General features: G+C 72.7%; 22 protein-coding genes. 1 reads left to right on the plus strand and 21 read right to left on the minus strand.

Going from position 1 to position 21,121, the window contains the following annotated elements:
• Positions 1-6: 6 nt before the first annotated feature.
• From pheT to rpoZ, 21 genes are all read right to left on the minus strand, one after another.
• Positions 7-2,505 carry a phenylalanine--tRNA ligase subunit beta gene (gene pheT / locus KY462_13480; GenBank protein ID MBW3578723.1) on the minus strand — a complete coding sequence of 833 codons (2,499 nt, stop codon included), beginning with the start codon at positions 2,503-2,505 and terminating at the stop codon, positions 7-9.
• A gap of 7 nt (positions 2,506-2,512) precedes the next feature.
• The gene (gene pheS / locus KY462_13485; protein MBW3578724.1) at positions 2,513-3,559 is read right to left on the minus strand and encodes a phenylalanine--tRNA ligase subunit alpha; all 1,047 of its coding nucleotides are present in this window, start codon (positions 3,557-3,559) and stop codon (positions 2,513-2,515) included.
• 175 nt (positions 3,560-3,734) lie between these two features.
• A complete protein-coding gene (locus tag KY462_13490) occupies positions 3,735-4,820 on the minus strand; it encodes an ATP-binding protein (protein ID MBW3578725.1) in 1,086 nt (361 codons plus the stop codon).
• On the minus strand, positions 4,817-5,620 hold the full coding sequence (locus KY462_13495; protein MBW3578726.1) for an RNA methyltransferase: 804 nt from the start codon (positions 5,618-5,620) through the stop codon (positions 4,817-4,819). The genes KY462_13490 and KY462_13495 overlap by 4 nt, the downstream gene beginning before the upstream one ends.
• Positions 5,617-5,985 carry a 50S ribosomal protein L20 gene (rplT, locus tag KY462_13500; protein ID MBW3578727.1) on the minus strand — a complete coding sequence of 123 codons (369 nt, stop codon included), beginning with the start codon at positions 5,983-5,985 and terminating at the stop codon, positions 5,617-5,619. The genes KY462_13495 and rplT overlap by 4 nt, the downstream gene beginning before the upstream one ends.
• A gap of 52 nt (positions 5,986-6,037) precedes the next feature.
• Positions 6,038-6,229, minus strand: a complete 192-nt coding sequence (gene rpmI, locus KY462_13505) for a 50S ribosomal protein L35 (protein MBW3578728.1) — start codon at positions 6,227-6,229, stop codon at positions 6,038-6,040.
• A 39-nt stretch (positions 6,230-6,268) separates the two neighbouring features.
• Complete coding sequence (infC, locus tag KY462_13510) at positions 6,269-6,808, minus strand: translation initiation factor IF-3 (protein MBW3578729.1); 540 nt, start codon at positions 6,806-6,808, stop codon at positions 6,269-6,271.
• A gap of 260 nt (positions 6,809-7,068) precedes the next feature.
• Complete coding sequence (locus tag KY462_13515; GenBank protein ID MBW3578730.1) at positions 7,069-7,536, minus strand: hypothetical protein; 468 nt, start codon at positions 7,534-7,536, stop codon at positions 7,069-7,071.
• 19 nt (positions 7,537-7,555) lie between these two features.
• Positions 7,556-7,858, minus strand: a complete 303-nt coding sequence (locus KY462_13520) for a hypothetical protein (GenBank protein MBW3578731.1) — start codon at positions 7,856-7,858, stop codon at positions 7,556-7,558.
• A gap of 111 nt (positions 7,859-7,969) precedes the next feature.
• Positions 7,970-8,848 carry an ATP phosphoribosyltransferase gene (hisG, locus tag KY462_13525; GenBank protein ID MBW3578732.1) on the minus strand — a complete coding sequence of 293 codons (879 nt, stop codon included), beginning with the start codon at positions 8,846-8,848 and terminating at the stop codon, positions 7,970-7,972.
• Between the two features lie 25 nt (positions 8,849-8,873).
• Complete coding sequence (gene ribH, locus KY462_13530) at positions 8,874-9,347, minus strand: 6,7-dimethyl-8-ribityllumazine synthase (protein ID MBW3578733.1); 474 nt, start codon at positions 9,345-9,347, stop codon at positions 8,874-8,876.
• Complete coding sequence (locus KY462_13535) at positions 9,344-10,681, minus strand: bifunctional 3,4-dihydroxy-2-butanone-4-phosphate synthase/GTP cyclohydrolase II (GenBank protein ID MBW3578734.1); 1,338 nt, start codon at positions 10,679-10,681, stop codon at positions 9,344-9,346. Before KY462_13535 ends, ribH begins: the two co-directional genes overlap by 4 nt.
• A complete protein-coding gene (locus tag KY462_13540) occupies positions 10,678-11,286 on the minus strand; it encodes a riboflavin synthase (protein MBW3578735.1) in 609 nt (202 codons plus the stop codon). Before KY462_13540 ends, KY462_13535 begins: the two co-directional genes overlap by 4 nt.
• 1 nt (position 11,287) lies before the next feature.
• The gene (gene ribD, locus KY462_13545) at positions 11,288-12,421 is read right to left on the minus strand and encodes a bifunctional diaminohydroxyphosphoribosylaminopyrimidine deaminase/5-amino-6-(5-phosphoribosylamino)uracil reductase RibD (GenBank protein MBW3578736.1); all 1,134 of its coding nucleotides are present in this window, start codon (positions 12,419-12,421) and stop codon (positions 11,288-11,290) included.
• 314 nt (positions 12,422-12,735) lie between these two features.
• Positions 12,736-14,037 carry a methyltransferase domain-containing protein gene (locus KY462_13550; GenBank protein MBW3578737.1) on the minus strand — a complete coding sequence of 434 codons (1,302 nt, stop codon included), beginning with the start codon at positions 14,035-14,037 and terminating at the stop codon, positions 12,736-12,738.
• Positions 14,038-14,039: 2 nt separating this feature from the next.
• On the minus strand, positions 14,040-14,966 hold the full coding sequence (gene fmt / locus KY462_13555; protein MBW3578738.1) for a methionyl-tRNA formyltransferase: 927 nt from the start codon (positions 14,964-14,966) through the stop codon (positions 14,040-14,042).
• Between the two features lie 20 nt (positions 14,967-14,986).
• The gene (gene def / locus KY462_13560) at positions 14,987-15,538 is read right to left on the minus strand and encodes a peptide deformylase (protein ID MBW3578739.1); all 552 of its coding nucleotides are present in this window, start codon (positions 15,536-15,538) and stop codon (positions 14,987-14,989) included.
• 121 nt (positions 15,539-15,659) lie between these two features.
• Positions 15,660-17,624: a hypothetical protein gene (locus KY462_13565; protein ID MBW3578740.1), complete on the minus strand. Its 1,965-nt coding sequence runs from the start codon at positions 17,622-17,624 to the stop codon at positions 15,660-15,662.
• A gap of 62 nt (positions 17,625-17,686) precedes the next feature.
• The gene (gene metK, locus KY462_13570; protein ID MBW3578741.1) at positions 17,687-18,877 is read right to left on the minus strand and encodes a methionine adenosyltransferase; all 1,191 of its coding nucleotides are present in this window, start codon (positions 18,875-18,877) and stop codon (positions 17,687-17,689) included.
• Between the two features lie 56 nt (positions 18,878-18,933).
• Positions 18,934-20,199: a bifunctional phosphopantothenoylcysteine decarboxylase/phosphopantothenate--cysteine ligase CoaBC gene (gene coaBC, locus KY462_13575; GenBank protein ID MBW3578742.1), complete on the minus strand. Its 1,266-nt coding sequence runs from the start codon at positions 20,197-20,199 to the stop codon at positions 18,934-18,936.
• Positions 20,200-20,203: 4 nt separating this feature from the next.
• The gene (rpoZ, locus tag KY462_13580; protein MBW3578743.1) at positions 20,204-20,659 is read right to left on the minus strand and encodes a DNA-directed RNA polymerase subunit omega; all 456 of its coding nucleotides are present in this window, start codon (positions 20,657-20,659) and stop codon (positions 20,204-20,206) included.
• Between rpoZ and KY462_13585 the strand changes: the two genes are divergently transcribed.
• Complete coding sequence (locus KY462_13585) at positions 20,595-21,062, plus strand: hypothetical protein (GenBank protein MBW3578744.1); 468 nt, start codon at positions 20,595-20,597, stop codon at positions 21,060-21,062. The genes rpoZ and KY462_13585 overlap by 65 nt on opposite strands.
• Positions 21,063-21,121 lie beyond the last annotated feature (59 nt).

A 21,121-nucleotide genomic window follows, 5' to 3' on the forward strand; every position in this document is an offset into this window, starting at 1 on the left:
GACGGCTCAGCGACGCAGGGTCGCTCCGACCCCCTCGACCGCGGCGGCGACGTCGTCGATGACGCGGTCGGCGTCGTCGTCGGTCAGCTGCCGGTCGGGGGCCTGCAACCGGAGGTGGAACGCGAGGCTGCGGCGGCCGGGCCCCAGCTGTTCGCCGCGGAACTCGTCGAACCACCACAGGCCGTCGAGCACGTCCCCGGCGCCCTCGCGCACCGCCTGTTCGATCCGGGCGTATGGGATCTCGTCGGCAGCCGCAACGGCCACGTCCACGGTGACCGCGGGGTGGCGGATCAGGGCGGTGGCGGAGCGGGGGGTGAGCGGCTCGGCGCGCAGGTGCTCCCACAGCGGTTCGAGGAGAAGCTCGCCGACGACGGTGGTGTCGGGCAGGTCGCGGGCCTCCGCCGCCGTGGGATGCAGCTGTCCGACCACACCGATGTCCTCGCCCCGCCAGCGCAACACCGCTGTCCGCCCCGGGTGCAGCACGTCGCGCTCGGCGGGGCGGCGCTCGAGCTGCCAGCCGGGATCGTCGGGGTCGTGCGCCAAACGGGCGACCACCTCGTCGTAGACCGCCAGCAGGTCGTACAGGTCCCAGGTCGCGGCAGGATCCCGCCACCGGCTCCCGGACCGCGGACCGTACGCCACCAGACCGAGCACCATCGGCTGGGCGGGCAGCGGGGCGCCAGCGTGGGTGGTGAACAGCGCCGACATCCCGGCGAGCCGGGCCAGTCCACCACCCGCTGAGCGGAAGATCCGACCGATCTCGAACAGGGCCAGGCCGGGACGACCCTGCCCGAGGTTGTACCGCGCGGCTCCGAGCAGGCCGTCGGCGATGCTGGGCCTCAGCACGGCGGCGTCCTTCTGCAGCGGGTTCTCCAGGCGGACCGGGCCGGTGTCGTGCGGCGCGATCAGGCACAGTGCGCCCGCGCCGACGAAGGGGTAGGTCTGTGCCTCGTGGAACCCGGCCGCCAGCGCCGCTGCGCGGACGTCCCGCTCGGCCCGCTGGCGGGCGGTCAGCCCGCCGCGGACCGCGACCGGTGGGAGCGTCGCGGGGATCTTCTCGTAGCCGTAGAGGCGAGCCACCTCCTCGGCCAGATCCGCGGGGCGCTGCAGGTCGCCCCGCCATGACGGCGGTGTGGCGGCCAGGACGTGGTCGTCGCGACGTTCCGTGGCGATGCCTGCCCGCGCCAGCAGGGCCGCCTGGTCGTCGGCCGCCAGGCCAGGCAGGCCCAGGAACCGCGCCGCCCAGCCGGTGTGGAACGCGATCGGGTCCCGGCGGGGCGCACCGGAGCCACCGACCGTGACACCGGCGTCGGTCCCGCCGGCCAGCGTGGTGAGCAGCTCGACCGCGCGGGCGGCGGCGCGCCAGGCGCCGTCGGGGTCGACGCCCCGCTCGAAGCGGATGCTGGCCTGCGACGGGACGCCGAGCCGGCGAGCGGTGCGGCGCACCGCCGCCGCGTCGAACGTGGCCGACTCCAGCAGCACGTCGCCGGTGGCGGTCCCGACCTCGGTGTCGTGGCCGCCCATCACGCCGGCCAGCGCCACCGCCCGGTCGCGGTCGGCGATCACCAGGTCGGTCGGTTGCAGCTCCCGGGTCCGCCCATCCAGGGTCGTCAGCCGCTCCCCCGGGACCGCCCAGCGCACGACGATCGCGGGTCCGGCCAACGTGGCCAGGTCGAAGGCGTGCAGCGGCTGGCCGAGCTCGAGCATCACGTAGTTTGTGACGTCGACCAGGTTGGTCAGCGACCGGATCCCGCAGACCTCCAACCGCCGCCGCAGCCACCACGGGGACGGGCCTGGGACCACGTTGCCGACGACCCACCCCACGTACCGGCTGCACCCGTCGACGGCGTCGACGGTGATCGGGACGGGGCCGTGGTCGCCGCGGACGCGCGGTGAGCGCGTGGGATCCGGCTGTGGGGCGAGCTCGACGTCCAGGATCGCGGCCAGGTCGCGGGCCACGCCGTAGACCGAGTGCAGGTCGCCGCGATCGGCGGGGACGGCGACCTCGAGCACCGGTTCGCCCAGCGGCATGACGGCGTGGATGTCGCTGCCAGGCGCGGCCCGCGCGGGGAGTTCGGCGGAGTCGAGGATCATGATGCCGGCGTGGTCGTCGGCGATCTGGAGCTCACGCGCCGAGCACAGCATCCCGTCGCTGACGACGCCGCGCATGTCGCGGCGCTCGATCGTCAGCGTCCCGCCCCGCCCGTCGGGGAGCGTGGCCCCGGGCGCGGCCAGCGGGACCAGATCGCCGGGCGCGATGTTCCGCGCCCCGGCGCAGACCGTGCGCTGGCCGCCGCCGTCGTCGACCGTGACCACGACCAGCTTGTCGGCACGGGGATGCTCAGCGACCTCCACCACCCTGGCCAGCCGCACGTCACGCACACCGGCACCGGGTGTGCGGACCTCCTCGACCTCCAAGCCGTTGCGACCCATCACCTCCAGCAGCTCGTCGAGCGGCAGCTGCACCGGGACGAACTCGCCCAGCCAGGACAGTGGGACGCGCATGGTGGCCCTAGAACCGTTCCAGGAAGCGGGCGTCGTTCTCGTAGAGCTCGCGGATGTCGCGGACACCGTGGCGCAGCATCGCGACCCGTTCGATGCCGACCCCGAACGCCAGACCGGAGACGTCGGCGGGGTCGTGCCCGCAGGCGGACAGGACGTTGGGGTCGACCATCCCGGCCCCCAGGATCTCGATCCAGCCGGTTCCCGAGCACACCCGGCAGGACGGGTCCGTCCCGTCGCAGAACGTGCAGCTGACGTCGACCTCGGCGGACGGTTCGGTGAACGGGAAGAACGACGGACGCAGCCGCACGTCGCGGTCCGCGCCGAACAGCGCCCGAGCGAAGGCCTGCAGCGTGCCGCGCAGGTGGGCCATGGTCAGACCTTCGGCGACGGCCAGCCCCTCCACCTGCTGGAAGACCGGGCTGTGGGTCGCGTCGGGCGCGTCGTTCCTGAACACACGGCCCGGGACGACCACGGCGATCGGCGGCCGCTCGCTCAGCATGACGCGCGCCTGCACCGGGGAGGTGTGGGCGCGCAGCAAGATCCCCGCAGCGCTGTCGACGTAGACCGTGTCCATCTCCAGCCGCGCGGGATGGTCAGGCGGGATGTTGAGCAGGTCGAAGTTGTAGACAGCGTCCTCGACCTCGGGGCCTTCCGCGACCCGGTAGCCCAGTCCGACCAACGCATCGACGATCTCCTGCTCGACCTGGGTCAGCAGGTGCGGGCGACCGGGGCGGACCCGCCGCGGCGGAAGGGTCAGGTCGAGCCGCTCGCGGACGAGTCGCTGCTGCAGCTCGGCTTCCTGCAGGGTGCGCTGCCGGGCCTCGAAGGCCTCGTCGAACGCCTGACGGAAGGCGTTGACCCGGGCGCCGAGTTCACGCCGCTGGTCGGGCGCTAGATCGCCGAGCTGCCGCTGGATCCGGGCCAACCGGCTGCGCCGGCCGGTGTGCTCGACACGGACCGCCTCCAGCGCGTCGAGGTCGCCCGCCCGATCGATGTCGTGCAGGGCCTGGTCCTGCAGCGCATCGAGCTCCTCGGCCTGGAGAACGTCGCTCAGCGATACACCTCCGTCGCCGTCTTAGGAGACCTAAGACAACTCCTCTCGCGCCGCTCCTGTGGAGCGTCGCTCACCGATACACCTCCGTCGCCGTCTTAGGAGACCTAAGACAACTCCTCTCGCGCCGCTCCTGTGGAGCGTCGCTCAGAGGCTCACCTCGGTTCGGGGTGCGAGACTAACCGTGGTCTCCCCCGGCGCCCATCGCCGCCTCGGGCGCGCGCTTGGGCAGCGCCACCCGGAACGTCGCACCGTCGCCCGGCTCGGAGTCGACCCACACCCGACCGCCGTGGGCCTCGACCAGTCCCTTGGTGATGTACAGCCCGAGCCCCGTCCCCGTGCGGCGGGTGTCTCGGCCCCGGGAGAACTTCGCGAAGATCTGCCGCTGCTGGTCAGGAGGGACTCCGGGACCGCGATCGTGCACCGCGATCTCGACACTGTCACCACGGTCGATGATCTCGATCCGCACCGGGCTCTGGGGCGCGTAGCGCAGCGCGTTCTCGACGAGGTTGATCAGGACCTGCTCGAGCTTGTCGGGATCGACGAACAGGGTCGGCCGCCCCGACGACTGGATCGTGATGGGACGGGCGTCGTCGTCGTGCGCGGCCTTTTCCACCACCCGCTCCACCGCCGCCACCGCGTCGAGCAGGACCCGGTGCAGCTGCACCCGGCCCGCATCGATGCGGGCGACGTCGAGCAGTTCGGTCAGCAGCCGCGTGACGCGATCAGCGTCGGCGTTGATCGTGGCCAGCATCTGCTGTTTCTGCTCGTCGCTGAACCGGTCCCATTTGGCCAGCATCGTCCGGGTGAAGCCCTTGACGCTGGTCAGCGGGGAGCGGATCTCGTGCGAGACGGTCGCGATGAGGTCGCTGCGTGCGGCGTCGAGCCGCTGCTGGCGGCCGGCGTTGCGGAAGGTCACGACCGTTCCGCCGTTGGGCAGGCGTGCTCCGGCCACCGTGACCGGACGCAGGCGACCGTCGGGCAGGCGGACCTTCAGCAGGCGCTCCGCCAAGCGGTCGATGACCGCGCTCGCAGGTGGCAGACACCTGGCCACGTCCGTGCCGGTGTCGTCGAGGATGGTGAGGACGTCGACCAGCCGCTTCCCGGTGGCGTCGGGCGCCAGTCCGAGCAGGAAGCCCGCTCGGGTGTTGCAGAAGGCGATGCGCTGGTCGGCATCGATCACCAGCACCGCTTCGGGCAGCACCTCGTAGGCCGCCAGGTCCCCGTTCGGCAAGGCGGTGTCCGCTCCGCCGTGCGCGTTCATCGGTCCGCTCGGCTGGCGCCGGCGCGGGCGGCGGCGTACGCGGCCACGGCGACCGACGCGGCGAGGTTCAACGATTCGACCGGGCCGAGCAGCGGGATGGCGACCACCTCGTCGACCGCCTGGAGCATCTGTGTCGGCAGTCCGTGTGCTTCGTTGCCGAACAGCAGAGCCACCGGCGGCGTGAGGATGCCGGGCGCGTCGATCGCGGTTGGTCCGGCCACGTCCAGGGCCACCCGGGTCTGTTCCGCGGCCGCACAGGCCACCAGGACGTCTTCCGTGGGGCTGCCGGTGACGATCGGAAGGCGGGCGACCACCCCTGCGGAGGCCCGGACCGCCTTGGGGTTCCACGGGTCGACCGAGCCGACGGTGAGCACGATCCCGGCCGCGCCGGAGGCGGCGGCGGTCCGGATGGCGGTCCCGGCGTTGCCCGGGTCGGCGACCTCGTGCAGGACGATCAGATGTCCGCGTCCGACGACGTCGGCGAGGTCGGCCCGCCGCTGGCGGGCGACCGCGACGGCGCCCTGCGGGGTCACGCTGTCCGCCAGGTGGCGCAGCACCGGCTCGTCGACCACCGTCAGGCGCACGCCCGCCGCCTGCGCCGCCGCTTCGAGATCGACGGCCATTTCCGGGACCGCGAAGACCTCATCGACATCGCCGGACGTCAGCAGGTCACGGACCGAACGGGGACCCTCGACGAGGTAGCGCTGTTGGGCGTCGCGGATCTTGCGCCGGGCCAGCGCCGCGGCCGCCTTGACGCGGGGGTTCCGCGGCGAACGAACCTCGACCGTCCCGGCTGTCACGCCTGGTCGTCGCCGAGCGCCGTCTTGGCGGCGGCGACCAGCTGGGAGAACGCACCGGGATCGCGGACCGCGAGGTCCGCCAGGACCTTGCGGTCGACCTCCACCTCGGCGAGCTTCAGGCCGTGCACCAGGCGGCTGTACGACAGGCCGTCCTGGCGGGCCGCCGCGTTGATCCGGGTGATCCAAAGCTTGCGGAAGTCGCCCTTGCGTCGACGCCGGTCGCGGTAGGCGTACCGCTCGGCGTGCATGACGGCTTCTTTGGCGGCCTTGTAGCGCCGGCTGCGTGCGCCACGGAAGCCCTTGGCACGCTCCAGGACCTCACGGTGCTTCTTCTTGCTGTGGACACCGCGCTTGACCCGTGCCATCGCGCTCCCTCCTCAAATCGTTCGTGGCGGGGTGGCGACCGCCGACCACGGGTTACTTGTTGAGCAGCTTCTTGGCCCGCTTCGCCGGCGCGTTCGCCAACTCGAACGGCCCGCTCAGGCGCCGCTTGCGGCGGGAGCTCTTCTTCTCCAGCAGGTGGCTCTTGTTGCGCTTGCGGCCAAGCACCTTCCCGGTCCGGGTGACCCGGAAGCGTTTCTTGGCGCCGCTGTGGGTCTTCTGTTTCACGTCCAGCCCCTTGCAGTCGTCGTTGCGGGCGACCGGCGGTCAGCTGGCCGCCTCCTCCTTCTTGGCACGCTCACGGCGGGGCGCGAGCACCATCACCATGTTGCGGCCGTCCACGGTGGGGACGGATTCGACGGTTGCGAGCTCACTCATGTCCTCGGCGAGGCGGTCGAGATGAGACTTGCCGATCTCCGGGTGGGTCACCTCACGACCACGGAACATGATGGTGACACGGACCTTGGCGCCGTCCTTCAGGAACCGCTCGACGTGACCCGCCTTGGTGGAGTAATCGTTGTCCGAGATCTTCGGCCGCATCTTGATCTCCTTGACCTCGATACGGCTCTGCTTCTTGCGGGCTTCCTTCTGCCGCTGGGCCTCCTGGTACTTGAACCGGCCGTAGTCCATCACCCGGCACACGACCGGCTGCGCCTGCGGTGCGACCTCGACCAGGTCCATGTCGCGCTCGCGCGCGAACTGCAGCGCCTCGGCGAGCGGCACGATCCCGATCTGGTCCCCGTCAGGCCCGATCAAGCGGACCTCGCGCTCGTGGATCTCCTCGTTGAGCCGTGGCTCCTCGTTGATGCTGCTCCCTCCTGTTCGTTGCCTCCCGAGAAACACCAAGACGGCGGCCGTCGCCGCCGTCGGTCACGGACCGCCCGCCACCCGTCAGGGTGGAGCGACGGTCCGGTCGCGCGACCCGGGCGAAGTTGGCGACGGTCCCGCCGCTGTCCTGCCGGGTGGGAGGCGCAACGAGTGGCGGCCCCCGCTTGTTCTGGTTCTCGTCTCGAGGCTACCAGTGCGCGAGACGCGACGCCGGACGGCCGCCGATGTCTCCGGCCGTCTCACCGCCCGGGGACCCACAGCCTGGAGGTCCCCGCCGGGCGGGTCGGTTGGGTGTCGTCCGCGCCGCCTGCATCCCCCTGCGCGGGGCGATCCCCGGTGGGCAGGTCGCCGGCCTCCTCCTCCGGCAGCTTGCCTTCGGCCCGGAGCTTGTTGAGTTCGTCTTCAGCGTCGACCTGCGCGGTCCGCAGCTGCGTGAGAGCCTGATCCATCTGGGTCACCAACCGCTCGTCGGCGTGGGAGCGGACGGCATCGGCCAGCGCCGCAGCGGCGTCTATCAGCAGCCGCGCGTCCCGCCGACCGAGCTTCACCTCGGCCCCGCTGGCGAGCACGGAGAAGGACTGTGCGACGACGCTGGTGACGTCGGTCCGTCGCAGCTCTGCCAGGTAGGCCGCAACCTCCTCTTCGGTCGGCTGTCGTGCCTGGCCGCCCGGGCCGGCGTCCGGTCCGGTCGCGCTCGTCTCCGCCATGTGACGCGCTCCTCGTCGGTCAGGCCCCGCCACCGGTTGGCATGTCCTCGATCCCGGGCTCGGGGACGTTGTGGCCGCCCAGGCCCTCACGGGAATCGTGTGCCAGGTCCGCGTGGGCGGGTTCCTCACCGAACTCGACCCGGCGGTAGGCCAGCACGGTGAAGACCGCGCCGAAGACCAGCCCGAAGACGAGGGCGAGCAGGATCCCGGTGAAGTTCCCCTTCGCCACGGTCACGCCCGGATCCTGCACCGCGAACGCGGGTCCGCCGATGACTGCCAGCATGGCCGCCACGGCGGAGGCGACGAACACGACTCGGCGCACGACGACCTCCTGGGCTATGGGGATCGCCACCATGGTAGCGGCGCCTGCGGGGCGGTCTTCGCCGGCCACGACCGCATGGACGAGCGACGCACACCCGTCATGGGCGCTGGGCTACGCGACGATCTTGGTGATCGGCACCTCGAGGATCCCCGACGCCCCGCGGGCTTTGAGCGCCGGGATCAGCCGGTTCACGCCGCGCTTGTCGACGACCGTCTCGACCGCGTACCCGTCCTCGTTCGCGAGCTGGTTGATGGTGGGGGCTTTCAGGCTGGGCAGGATGTCCAACACCGCGTCGAGGTCGTCGGTGGCGACGTTGAGCTTGAGCAACACGCGTCCCCGCGCGTCGATCGCGCCCAGCAGCAACGTGCGCAGGTCATCCATCGCGGCCCGCTTCTCGACGTTCGCGGCGGCGGCGGCGTGGTTGGCGATCAGCTCCGTTCGTGACACCAGCAGCTCGGCGATGATCTTCAGCCCGTTCTTGCGCAGCGTCGAGCCGGTCTCGGTGACGTCCACGCAGGCGTCCACGATACTGCCGACCTTCGCCTCGGTCGCTCCGTAGGACAGGAACACCTTGACCTTCTTCCCACGATCGGCGAAGAAGCGGCGGGTCAGCTCCGGGAGTTCCGTGGAGATCTTGATCCCGTCGGGCACGTCGTCGGCCGACTCCCACGGCGATTCGCGAGGGACGGCCAAAACCACCCGGATCGGGTTCGACGTGGCCTTGGAGTAGTGCAGCTCCGCGAGGGTCAGCACGTCGGCGGAGGTCTCCTCGATCCAGTCGCGTCCGGTGATGCCGACGTCGAAGAAGCCCTCCTCGACGTAGCGCGGGATCTCCTGTGGGCGCAGGATCGCGACCTCGTCGACGCGGGGGTCGTCGATGCGCGCGAAGTAGTCGCGGGCGCTGGCCCGGTGCAGCCGCAGGTCGGCGTCGTCGAACAGCGCGAGGGTCGCCGCCTCCAGCGACCCCTTCGGTAACACGAGCTTCAGCATCCGCGGAACTCCTGTCGCCGCCAGGCTACGGGCCCAAGTGCGCCAGCAGGTTGGTGGTCTCGACGGCGGCGAGCGCCGCCTCGGCGCCCTTGTTGCCGTGCGTCCCGCCGGCTCGGGCCTCCGCCTGGGCGACGGTGTCGGTGGTGATGATGCCGAACCCCACCGCGATGCCGAACTCACGCGCGACCGCCCCGCACCCGCGGGTCGCTTCGCCGGCGACGAAGTCGAAGTGGGGGGTCTCGCCGCGGATGACTGCGCCGAGCGCCACCACACAGTCGACCGAGCCGCTGGCCGCGAGACGGTGCGCCACCAGCGGGATCTCGAACGCGCCCGGCACCCACCACACCCGCACGTCGTCGCGACGGGCGCCGGCGGCCTGCAGCGCCTGCACCGCCCCGTCGAGCAGGCGCCCGACCACCGTCGGGTTGAACCGGGACGCGACGATCCCGATCCTCAGCCCGGTCGCGTCGGGCTGACCGGGGGCGTAGCCGTCCTTCACGCGCCGTCGTCCTCCCCCATCCCCACGGGGATCACCGGGGCGAAGGCCAGCCCGTCCGGCTCCACGTCGGGTTGCCGGGCCAGGTCACCGACGCCCGTGGACGCGATGACCCCGGCGGGCGCAGCCGTGAAGAGGTGGCCGAGCTTGTGCTGCTTGGTCTCGAGGTAGAAGGCGTTGGCGGGGTTGGATCGGATCTGCAGGGGGACCCGCTCGACGATCTTCAGGCCGAACCCCTCCAGCCCGGCACGCTTGGCCGGGTTGTTGGTGAGCAGCCGGAGCGTGGACAGCCCGAGGTCGGCGAGGATGGACGCGCCGGTGCCGTAGTCGCGTGCGTCGGCAGGGAACCCCAGCTGCAGGTTGGCCTCGACCGTGTCGACCCCGTGGTCCTGCAGCTGGTAGGCCTGAAGCTTGTGGATCAGGCCGATGCCCCGGCCCTCGTGGCCACGCAGGTACACCAGGACGCCGGTTCCCTGCTCGGCGATCCGCGCCATGGCCAGATCCAGCTGCGGCCCGCAGTCGCACCGCTGGGAGCGGAACACGTCTCCGGTGAGACACTCCGAATGCATCCGCACCAGCATGTCGGGGTGGCCCTCGGCGTCGCCGTACAGCAGCGCCACATGGTGGGTGCCGTCGGCCAGCGACTCGTACCCGATCGCCCGCCACGCCCCGTACGGGGTCGGCAGGCGGGTCTCCACCACCCGGCGGACCAACCGCTCGCGCCGGCGGCGGTAGGCGATCAGGTCCGCGATGGAGATCAGCGGCAGGCGGTGCTCGGCAGCGAACTCCTGCAACTGCGGCAGTCGCGCCATGGTGCCGTCGTCGTTGACGATCTCGCCGATCACCCCCGCGGGGTAGCGGCCGGCGAGGCGGGCGAGGTCCACCGCGGCCTCGGTGTGGCCGGGTCGGCGCAGCACACCGCCGTCGGCGTACCGCAGCGGGAAGATGTGGCCGGGACGGGCCAGGTCGTCGGGGCCGGTCGACGCGTCGATCACCGCGCGGATGGTGCGTGCGCGGTCGGCGGCGCTGATGCCGGTCGTCACACCATCCTTGGCGTCGACCGAGACCGTGAACGCGGTGCCGTGCGCTTCCGTGTTGTCGACCACCATGAGGGGGATCTCGAGCTCGTCGAGCCGCTCACCGACGAGCGGAAGGCAGATCACCCCGCTGGTGTGGCGGACCATGAACGCGATCGCATCCGGGTGGACCTGGTCGGCGGCCATGATCAGGTCACCCTCGTTCTCGCGGCCGGCGTCGTCGACGACCACGACCATCCCGCCTGCGCGGATCGTGGCGATGGCCGCCTCGATGCTGGCGAACGTCGGTGTCGTGGTCACGTCGTCCTCCCGCCGCCCAGCCGCTGGACGTACTTGGCGAGCACGTCGGCTTCGAGGTTGACGCGATGGCCAGGTCGTGCATCACCCAGCGTGGTGGATGCGCAGGTGTGGGGGATCAACCCCACACGGAACGCGGCGTCGCCGTCGCGCTCGTCGACGTCGATGACCGTGAGGCTGACACCGGCCACCGCGACCGAACCCTTCCGCGCGACCAAGGGCGCGATCGCCGCAGGCGCAGCGATGGTGAGGGTGACGGTCCCCGGCTGGTCGTCGCGAGCCAGGACCGACCCGACCGCGTCGACGTGGCCCTGGACCAGGTGCCCCCCGAACCGGCCGTCGGCGGCCAGCGGCCTCTCGAGGTTGACGCGCGCACCGGCGTCGAGGTCGCCCAGAGCGGTGGCGTGGAGCGTCTCGGCCATCAGGTCGGCGGCGAAGCCGGTGGGAGTCACGGCAGCCACGGTGACGCAGCAGCCGTCCACCGCGATCGACGCACCCAGCGACAGGTCGGACACGATGGCGTGGCAGCCGACCTCGAGCCGGGCGCGGTCGGTACTGCGCTCGAGTCGCTCGACGCGGCCGACTTCCTCGATGATCCCGGTGAACACCTCACCTCCCTGTTCGCTGCAACGCGTGACTCGCCGACGTGGTCGTGGTCGCGCCGTCGCTGCGCTGCGGTCGGGCGGTCAGCCACAGGTCGGGACCGAGCTGGCGCACCTCGTCGATCCGCCACAGCCAGCGGTCGTCGACGCTCGCCGCCCCGGGCGGTGCGAACACCGCCAGGCCGTCCCCGCCGATGGTGCAGGGGGCGACGAACGCCTCGAGGCGGTCGATCAGATGGGCACGCTGCAACGCCCCGGCGAGGGTCGCACCGCCCTCGACCAGCAGGCTGTGCACCCGCCGGTCGGTCAGGGCGGCGAGCGCAGCATCCAGCGCGACACCGGGGCGCCTTCCGGGCGCAACCTCGGGGTCTGCTGCGGGAACAACGACGACCTCGGCGCCCGCGTCGGTCAGCTGGCCGCGCCAGGTGGTCGGCGACGCCTGAGTCGTCAGGACCACCGCGCCGGGGCGAGCGACGTTGGCCCACGACGGCGTCCGGCCGCGGGCGTCGAACACGACGGGGCGTGGTTGGCCCGCCGGGGCCTCGACGTGGCGCACATCCAGGCTGGGGTCGTCGGCGAGGACCGTCCCGGACCCGACCGCGACCGCCTCGACCAGCGCCCGCAGCTGGTGGGCGGCGATCCGCGCCTGCGCCGAGGTGATCCAGCGGGACGAGCCGTCCCGGGCGGCGACACGGCCGTCGAGGCTCTGCGCGACCTTGCAGACCACGAACGGCCTCCCCGTGGCCTGCACGTGGAAGAACACCTCGTTCTGGCGGCGGGCGTCGTCGACGCGAACCCCACGGATGACCTCGACGCCGGCGTCGCGGAGGGTCGCCGCGCCGCCGTTGAGCGGGTCGTCGGCGGCGTACACCACTCGACGGACCCCGGCGTCGATCAGCGCCTGCGTGCACGGGCCCGTGCGGCCGGTGTGGTCGCATGGTTCCAACGTGACGTGCACGGTCGCACCGCGGCTGCGTCCCCCGGCGGCGGCGATCGCGGCGACCTCCGCGTGAGGCCCGCCGGGGCGCTCGTGCCACCCTTCACCGACGATCGCGCCGCCGTGCACCAGCACGCAGCCGACCAGCGGGTTCGGGCGGACGGTGGCGCGCCCACGCTCGGCGAGCGCGAGAGCGACGCCCATCAGTTCGTCGTCGCTTCGGGTCACGGTCCTCCATCCCGACGTTGGTCTCCGGGGGCCGGGTGGTGGACGCGTGAGTGGCCGGCCGCCGGCAGGCAGAACCGGCCTGCACGCCTCCTCCCATCCGGACTCTCACCGTCGGCTCCGGGATCGCACCGGATCCACCACCGCGTGGTGCGGGGGTCGCGGGCTGTGACCGCCGGTCGGGTCGCCTCGCGCCAGCGGGCCGAGGCCCCTCCCCTGGAGGCGCGTCCCGGCATCACCGGGACACCCGGAGCCTACCAGCGGGGCGCCAGCACCCCCCGCGCGCGGCGGGATCAGCCGCGACGGACGAACGTGGCGTGGTACATGCCGTCGGTGCCGTGGTGTGGCCACAGCTGCGTCTGCTCGACCAGCTCGAACGAGCGGTGCCGGGCGAGGAACCGGGCGGTCACCTCCTCGGTCTCCACCACGGTCCAGGTGCACGCTGCGTACGTCAGCGACCCCGCGGGCGCGACGTGCGCCGCAGCGCCCTGCAACAGCCGGCTCTGCAGGTCCGCCAGTTCCCGGAGTTCGTGGGGGCCGCGCCGCCAGCGGACCTCGGGGCGTCGCCGGCCCGTCCCCAGCCCGGTGCAGGGCGCGTCGACCAGGACGACGTCGAACTCGCCATCGACCGGAGGGTCGGTCGCGTCACCCACGCGGACGTCGATGTCCACCCCCACCCGCGCGGCCGCTTCGCGGATCAGTGCCGCACGGTGGGGGTACAGCTCGACCGCGATCACGCTCCCGCCCGGGGCGACGAGCGACGCCAGGTGCGTGGCTTTCCCCCCGGGTCCGGCGCAGAGGTCCAAGACCCGGGCGCCGGGAACGGCACCGGTGGCGTGGGCGACGCGCATGGACGCCGCGTCCTGGGGGACCGCCCGCCCGTCGGCGACGGCCGCCAGTCGGCGGGGGTCACCGCCGGGCGCGCGCACCGCCTCGGGGGCGTGCTCGTCGGCGACCGCGTCGATCCCGGCGTCGCGCAGTTCGTCCACGAGCGCATCGCGGTCCCCGGTGGCGCGCAGGGTCAGTCCGGGTGGGACGTTGTCGGCTTCGAGCGCTGCCTGCGCTTGGGCGCCGAGGCGGCGGTGGAGGTCCTCGACGATCCAGCGCGGGTGGGCGGTGTGCAACACCAGCCAACCGACCGCGTCCTCGTCGGGGTTCGGCCACGGCAACTCGTCGCGGCGCCGGGCCAACGCCCGGAGCACGCCGTTCACGAAGCCGCCCGCCGCCGTCGCACGACGGCGGGGGACGGCCGCGCGGGCGAGCCGAACGGCCGTGTCGACCGCTGCGCGGGTGGGGACACCGGAGCGCAGGATCTGCAGCGCCCCCAGCCGCAGGATCCGCCGCAGGCTGGGTTCGACGTCGCCTAGGTCCCGGTCGAGGACGTGCTGCAGCGCCCAGTCCAGCGTTCCCTGCCACCGCAGCGTGTCGTAGGCCAGGTAGCTCGCGAACGCCCGATCGCGCGCACCGTCGAGGTGATCGATCACGGCGGGGACAGCCAACGTGCTGTAGGCGTCGCGCTCGTCGACCGCTGCGATCGCCTGCAGCGCGGCCCGCCGGGCGGCCAGGCCGGTGGGCGGGGCGTCGAGGTCGGCCATCGCTAGCGCTCGTCCCCGAGCCGTTCACCGGGTTGGGGACGGTAGCCGTTGACAAACGCGCCGCCCGACATGGCGACCTTCCCGGCTGGCTGCACCTCGGCGAGCACGACCGCGCGATCGCCGGTTGCCACGACCGGCCCGAGCGCGTCGGTCCCCAGCACCGTCCCCGGTGGTCCGCCGCCCTGTGCCGGATGCGCCCGCCAGATCTTGAGCCGCTGGCCCCGGAACGTCGTGTGCGCGCCGGGCGCCGGGTTGGCGCTGCGCACCAGGTCGATGACCGACCGGGCCGGCGACGACCAGTCGATGCGGACGTCTTCGGGCGTGATCCGCGCCGCGTACGTCACGCCGTCGTCGCGCTGGGGCTGCGGCTCGACGCCCTGCACGAGCTGGCGGATGCTGTCAACCAGGACCGGAGCGCCGATCACGGCCAGGCGCTCCAGCAGCTCCCCGGCGGTCTCGTCGCGGGCGATGTCGACCTGGAGCTGCTGCAGGATCGGGCCGGTGTCCATCCCGACGTCGATCACGAACGTGGTGATCCCCGTGGTGTGGTCCCCGGCGCGGATGGCGTGCTGCACCGGCGCCGCGCCGCGCCAGCGTGGCAGCAACGAGAAGTGCAGGTTGACGTAGCCGTGACGGGGGGCCTCCAACACGTCGGTGGGGAGGATCACGCCGTACGCGACGACCGCGACCGCGTCCGGGGACAGCGAGTGGAGCCGGTCGAGGATGTCACGTGGCCAGTGCGGCTGCAGCACCGTGATGCCGCGTTCCTGCGCCGCGACCTTCACCGGTGGAGGCACCGGTGACCGCGTCCGGCCGCGGGGACGGTCGGGGTTGGTGACGGCAGCGACCACGTCGACGTCGTCGGCGCCGTGCAGGGCAGCCAGCGACGGGACCGCGACATCCGGCGTACCGAAGAACGCGACCCGGATCCGGTCGTCTCCGGCCACGGTCACCCCGGCCGGCGCCCCAGCAGGAACCCCCGCGGCTGCGGGGCGGGATCGTCCAGACCCTGCTGCAGCCGGTACTCACGCATGCGCTTCATCGCTTCGTTGCGATCGTGGCGCGCGAGGTGGTCGATGAACAGCACCCCGTTGAGGTGGTCGATCTCGTGAACGAACACCCGGGCGAGGAAACCCTCGAACTCGTCGAGGTGCTCGTCCCCGTGCACGTCCTGGTACCGGCAACGCACCCGCAACGGCCGCTCCAGCGGGTAGAACAGGCCGGGGAAGGACAGGCAGCCCTCGTCGCCCTCCTGCACCTCGGCGGAGGTCTCCTCCACGGCCGGGTTGACCACCGCACCGTGGTCGTCCTCCGTGGTCCACGTGAACAGTCGCTTGAGCACGCCGACCTGGTTGGCTGCCAGCCCCGAGCCGGCCGCCTCGCGCATCGTCTCGAGCATGTCGTCGGCGAGGCGCCGCAGTCGGTCGTCGAAGTCGACGACCTGCCGCGCACGCTGGCGCAGCACCGGGTCGCCGAAGATCCGGATCGGGAGGGTCGCCATCGGGCGCAGGGTACGCGATGAACCCGCCCCGGCCTCGGTCAGCGCGCGATGGACCCGCCCCGGCCTCGGGCACGCCTCACCGGCACCGACACGACTCACCGACGTCTCAGAGGGCCCCGACTCACAGGACGTCGACCGGGTCGACGTCGACGCGGACGTCGCGACCGTCTCGGCTCCACGCCACCTGCAGCGGCCGCAGTGCGGCCAGGGTCGCCGTCCGGTCGGCGCACTTGATCAGCAGAGCGGCACGCTCCCCGGCGGGGCGCGGGCCCAGCACCTCGTCCCCGTCGGGGAGCGCGCGCGACAGGTCGGCGACGACCTTCTCCCCTGTCCCGGCCACATCCAGGCGCACGGCATGGGCCACCGGCGGGAAGCGCAGCTCCGCGCGCCGGTCGGCCTCGTCCCGCCAGAACGCGCCCGGGTCCCAGGCCACCAGTGCCCGCACCGCGTGGTGGGTCGGGTCGCGGGTCTGCACCACCACGGCCGCATCGGGGACCAACCGGCTGCGTCCGCGACTCCCCGCCACGGTGGCCTCGGCGGCACGCGGCACCCACGACGCCACACGCAGCGCGAGCCGCAGCGCGTCCTCGGCCGCGTCGAGCGACGGACGACGCAGCTGCCCGTCGAGGTCGGGGAGCACCACGGCCCCGACCGGGCCGGGCGGATCCAGGTGGGCCGAACCGCGGGTCATGACCACGGTGGCGGGCGGGGGCGGGGCAGGCTGGGCGTAGCCCTCGAGGACGGCGACGGTGGTGCCGCGCAGCGTCCGGCGCAGCTCTCCGCCGAGGCGCTCCGCGCCGGCGGCGAGCGGGGCGAAGCGCGCAGCGCCGCACTGGTCGCACAGCGGGCGGTCCGGGCGGCTCCACCCGCACCCCTCACAGGCCACGCCGCGGTGATCGGCCGCCAGCGACGAGTCGCACCGGGGGCAGGCCAAGCGGGCCCCGCACGCGGTGCACACCAGCGCCCGCCCCTCGCCGCGTCGGGCGGCGAGGACCACCCCGTACCTGCCGCCGGCCACGGCGCGGCGCAGTGCCGTCAGGGCCGGCGTCCCGAGACGGCCCCGTGAACGAGGATCGGAACGGTCGTCGACGTGCACGACCGGGGCGGCGGCGCGCTCGGCGCCACGGGCGGGGACCACCGGGGTGAGGCGACGCTCGGACAGCAGACGCCACGACGCCGCGCTGGGGACCGTCCCGACCAGCAGGGCGGCAGCGCCAGCCCGCCGAGCACGCTCCAGCGCGACCTCCCGGGCGTGGTGCCGCGGGGAGCGGCGCTCCTTCAGCGCCGGGTTTGACTCGTCGACGACGACCACCAGGCCGAGGCGCTCGACCGGCCACAACGCGACCCGGCGCTCGCCCACCACCACCCGGGCCGCGCCACACCGCCCCGCCAGCCATGCGCGGTAGACGCGGCGCGCCCCGCTGGCTCCGCGGACGTCGACGGTGACGTCGGGGAAGGCCGCGACGACCGCGTCGGCAGCCGCAGAGACCGGCTCGGCGACCACCAGGAGCACGTCGCGGCCCCCGGCCAGGGTCGCGCCCGCGAGCTCGGTCAGGCGTGCGCCGAGGTCCTCCGACGGCAGCGGCCGCCAGTAGAAGGCGCCCGCGCCGGCTGCGGCGGCGGCGTGCACGGCGTACCCAGCCGGCGCGTAGGGCTCCCACGCCGCGGTGTCCGGCGACCGCGGCAGCGGATCGGCGGGGCGCGGTGCCGCGCCGGGCGGGTACCAGCCGTCGGATCCGGCTCGACGCTCCACGTCGCCGACACGGTCGGGCAGGGCGTGGCGGACCACGTCGGCGAGCGGGGCGGCGAAACGCTCCGCGGCCCAACGCAGCAGCGCCAGGTCCTCGGCCGCCACCCACGCGTGGGTGCCCAGCACGCGGCGCACGTCTCGCAGCCGTTCGGGTGCGACGTCGGTGGCCTCGGTCAGCTCGACGACGAGCCCACGGACCCGTCGGCCGGCAAAGACGACCTCGACCCGGGATCCCACCTGCACGACGACGTCCGGCCCGACGCGGTAGTCGAACAGCCGGTCGAGGTGGATGGGGGCGACCTCGACGACGACACGGGCGATCCGGGGGGTGCTCATGCGCCCCGGCGCGTCATGCGGCGCGCCGCCTCACCGTGCGACGGCTTCACCGCTCCGACGCGTCACACGCCGACCGCGACCCGCAGGTGGTCGGCCCGGTCGGTGTTCTCCCAGGTGAACACCGCGCCGGTCCGGCCGAAGTGGCCGTAGGCCGCAGTGGCCTGGAAGATCGGCCGTCGCAGGTCCAGGTCGCGGATGATCGCCGCCGGCCGGAGGTCGAACGTCTCGCGGATCCCCTTCAGGATGTGGTCGGGGTCTGCCTGCTCCGTCCCGAACGTCTCGATCATCAGCGAAACCGGGTGGGCGACCCCGATGGCGTAGGCGACCTGCAGCTCGCAGCGCTCCGCGAGACCAGCGGCGACCACGGTCTTGGCGACCCAGCGTGCGGCGTAGGCACCCGACCGGTCGACCTTGGTCGGGTCCTTCCCACTGAACGCTCCCCCGCCGTGGCGGGCGGACCCGCCGTAGGTGTCCACGATGATCTTCCGCCCGGTCAGCCCCGCGTCTGCGTGGGGACCCCCGAGCTCGAAGCGTCCGGTGGGGTTGACCAGGAGGCGCATGTCGGCGGTGTCGACGTCGTCGGGGAGGAGCGGCTTGATGACGAGCTCCTCGAGGTCGGGGCGGAGCAGCGTGTCGAGGTCGATCTCGGGGCGGTGCTGGGCGGAGATCAGCACCGTGTCGATGGCGACCGGGCGATGGTCCTCGTAGGCGACGGTGACCTGCGTCTTCCCGTCGGGTCGCAGGTAGGGGATCTCGCCGACCTTGCGCACGGCCGCCAGCCGCTGCGCCAGCCGGTGCGCGAGGTGGATCGGGAGCGGCATCAACTCGTCGGTCTCGGTGCAGGCGAAGCCGAACATCATGCCCTGGTCACCGGCGCCGAGCTGGTCGAGCTCGTCGTGGGAGGTCTCGCGGGCCTCCTGCGCCCGGTCGACGCCCTGGGCGATATCCGGTGACTGCTCGTCGATCGCGACCGAGACCCCGCAGGTGTTCCCGTCGAAGCCGGCGTCGTGGTGGTCGTACCCGATGCCGATGATGGTGTCGCGCACGATACGGGGGATGTCGGCGTAGCAGTTGGTGGAGATCTCGCCGGCAACGAAGACCTGCCCGGTGGTCATCAGCGTCTCGCACGCGACTCGCCCGGCCGGATCGTTGGCCAGGATCGCGTCGAGGACACCATCGGAGATCTGGTCGGCGAGCTTGTCGGGGTGGCCCTCGGTGACCGACTCGGACGTGAAGAGGGTCCTTCGCGGCACGGCGGCGCTCCTGCTCGAGGTGGTGAGTTCGGACGGCGGGGTGATCGGCGTGGAGGTTAGCCCAGCAGGTCGCCGATCTCGTCCCAGAGGTGAGCGGCGATCTCCTCCTTGCTTCCCAGCGGGAGCTCGACCCGCCGCCCGTCGCGTCCCAACACCAGCACCCGGTTGGTGGCGACCTCGAAGCCGGCGTCCGCGGCGCTGATGTCGTTCACTGCCATGAGGTCGACACGCTTGTCTGCGAGCTTCTCCCGCCCGTACCGCTCCGGGTCTTTCGTTTCGGCGGCGAAGCCGACGAGGACCGGCGGGCCGTGCCCGTCACGGCGGGCGCCGAGTTCTGCGAGGATGTCGGGGTTGCGCTCCAGGGCGATGTCCGGCGTGCCGGCGGACTTCTTGAGCTTGGTTGCGGCAGCCTGCGCGGGGCGGAAGTCGGCGACGGCGGCTGCCTTCACGATGACGTCAGCGTCGTCCGCGAGAGACAGGACGACGTCGTGCATGTCGCGGGCCGACACGACGTCGTGACGGGTGACCCCAGGGGGGGTCGGGAGCTGGACCGGGCCAGCCACCAGGTGCACCCGGGCGCCCCGTCGGGCGGCCTCACCGGCCAGAGCGAACCCCATACGCCCCGACGAGCGGTTGCTGATGAACCGCACCGGATCGAGGTGCTCGCGGGTGGGGCCGGCGGTCACCACCACCGACCGCCCGGCCAGCGACCCGGCCGGCGCGAGCAGGCGAGCCAGTGCCGCGATGATCGCCTCGGGTTCGGCCATGCGACCCTCGCCGACGTCCCCCCCGGCGAGCTCGCCCTCCTCGGGACCGACCAGGTGCATGCCCCGGTGACGGAGCGTGTCGAGGTTGGCCTGGGTGGCCGGGTGTTCCCACATCTCGGTGTGCATGGCCGGGGCCAGCAGCACCGGGCAGGTGACCATCAGCAACACGTTGGTCAGGAGGTCGTCGGCCAGGCCGTGGGACAGGCGAGCCAGCAGATGGGCGGTGGCGGGAGCCACGACGACCGCGTCGGCACGGCGGGCGACGTGGATGTGGGGCGCTTGGCGGGGCGCCTCGGCGTCGGATGAGGTCTCGAGCTCTGCCCACAGATCGCGGTGGGCGGGGCGGCCGGTGATGCCAGCGAACGTGGCTGCCCCGACGAAGCGGCTGGCAGCGCCGGTCAGCACGACGTCGACGGCGGCACCAGCTCGCACCAGCAGGCGGGCGACCAGCGCGGCCTTGTACGCAGCGATCCCGCCGGTAACGCCCAGGAGGACCCGGGCGTGCGCCAGGGCGGGCGGCCCCTCGGAGCCGGCCTCGGCGCGCGGGGCCGGCACCGTCCTAGCCCTGGCTGTCCTCGCCGGGGACGTCCTCGCGGGCGATGTCCCCGCCGGCCGCGTCCTCGTCGATGAACGCCAGGGGATCCTCGACCGCCGCCTGCTCGTCCGGCCAGCGCGGCTCGACCTTCGCCTCAGCGATCTCCTGTAGGGCGATCGACAGCGGCTTGTTCGACTCGGTCGACACCAGAGGCGGAACGTGCTGGCCGAGGCCCTCGCCGAGCTGTGCGTAGTAGTCGTTGATCTCGCGGGCACGCTTGGCCGCCAGGTGGACCAGCGTGAACCGGCTGTCGACCTTGTCGATCAAGTCGTCGATGCGAGTGATGGCGATCACCTCGGCGTGGGGGTCGACCTGAAGGGTAGCGTCGCCACCACGTCGTTGCGAAGGGATGGCAATGCTGGCCAAGCAGCTCTCCAAGGAGTTCCTGAGCCTGCTCCGGGAACGCGCCTCGGAGTTCATGCGTGATGCCGAGGCAGTGACCGGGGCCGTGGCGGGCCTGTCGATCCCCACCCACCGGTGGGAACCGCTGACCAGCTGCCCGGACGCCGGTGTGGACGTCGACTGGGAGGCGGTCGACAACACGTTCGTGCTGTGGATGGAGAACGAGGAGCTCCGGTTCGCGCTGCACCGCCCTGACGGTGAGGACGGTGCGGACCTCGAGGTCCGGGTGATCCAGCCGTGCCCGAGCTGTGGTGAGCATGTGCCTTTCGATCCGCAGGTTGAAGGCCGTGAGAGCGCCGGGAGATCGTTGGTTGCGGGACGTCCGTGGCGCTACCACCATTGCGCCCCGGCCGTCATGGCGCCCCGACCCTCGACACCGGACTGGCGGCGGCACACACCCGCTGGGACACCCCCCGGCTGATGTGGGTCAGTGACGGTGGCCAGCGGCACCCGATCGGAGTCCGCGTGGCTGCAGAAGTG

It is taken from the genome of Actinomycetota bacterium (assembly GCA_019347675.1).
In the GTDB taxonomy this organism is placed as follows: Bacteria; Actinomycetota; Nitriliruptoria; order Nitriliruptorales; family JAHWKO01; genus JAHWKW01.

Coding starts and splice junctions, on each gene's coding strand:
- pheT (MBW3578723.1), bottom strand. CDS start 2,505: ATGCGCGTCCCACTGTCCTGGCTGGGCGAGTTCGTCCCGGTGCAGCTG.
- KY462_13490 (MBW3578725.1), bottom strand. CDS start 4,820: ATGAACGCGCACGGCGGAGCGGACACCGCCTTGCCGAACGGGGACCTG.
- rplT (MBW3578727.1), bottom strand. CDS start 5,985: ATGGCACGGGTCAAGCGCGGTGTCCACAGCAAGAAGAAGCACCGTGAG.
- KY462_13515 (MBW3578730.1), bottom strand. CDS start 7,536: ATGGCGGAGACGAGCGCGACCGGACCGGACGCCGGCCCGGGCGGCCAG.
- hisG (MBW3578732.1), bottom strand. CDS start 8,848: ATGCTGAAGCTCGTGTTACCGAAGGGGTCGCTGGAGGCGGCGACCCTC.
- ribD (MBW3578736.1), bottom strand. CDS start 12,421: ATGGGCGTCGCTCTCGCGCTCGCCGAGCGTGGGCGCGCCACCGTCCGC.
- KY462_13550 (MBW3578737.1), bottom strand. CDS start 14,037: ATGGCCGACCTCGACGCCCCGCCCACCGGCCTGGCCGCCCGGCGGGCC.
- def (MBW3578739.1), bottom strand. CDS start 15,538: ATGGCGACCCTCCCGATCCGGATCTTCGGCGACCCGGTGCTGCGCCAG.
- KY462_13565 (MBW3578740.1), bottom strand. CDS start 17,624: ATGAGCACCCCCCGGATCGCCCGTGTCGTCGTCGAGGTCGCCCCCATC.
- KY462_13585 (MBW3578744.1), top strand. CDS start 20,595: ATGCTGGCCAAGCAGCTCTCCAAGGAGTTCCTGAGCCTGCTCCGGGAA.
- rpoZ (MBW3578743.1), bottom strand. CDS start 20,659: ATGAACTCCGAGGCGCGTTCCCGGAGCAGGCTCAGGAACTCCTTGGAG.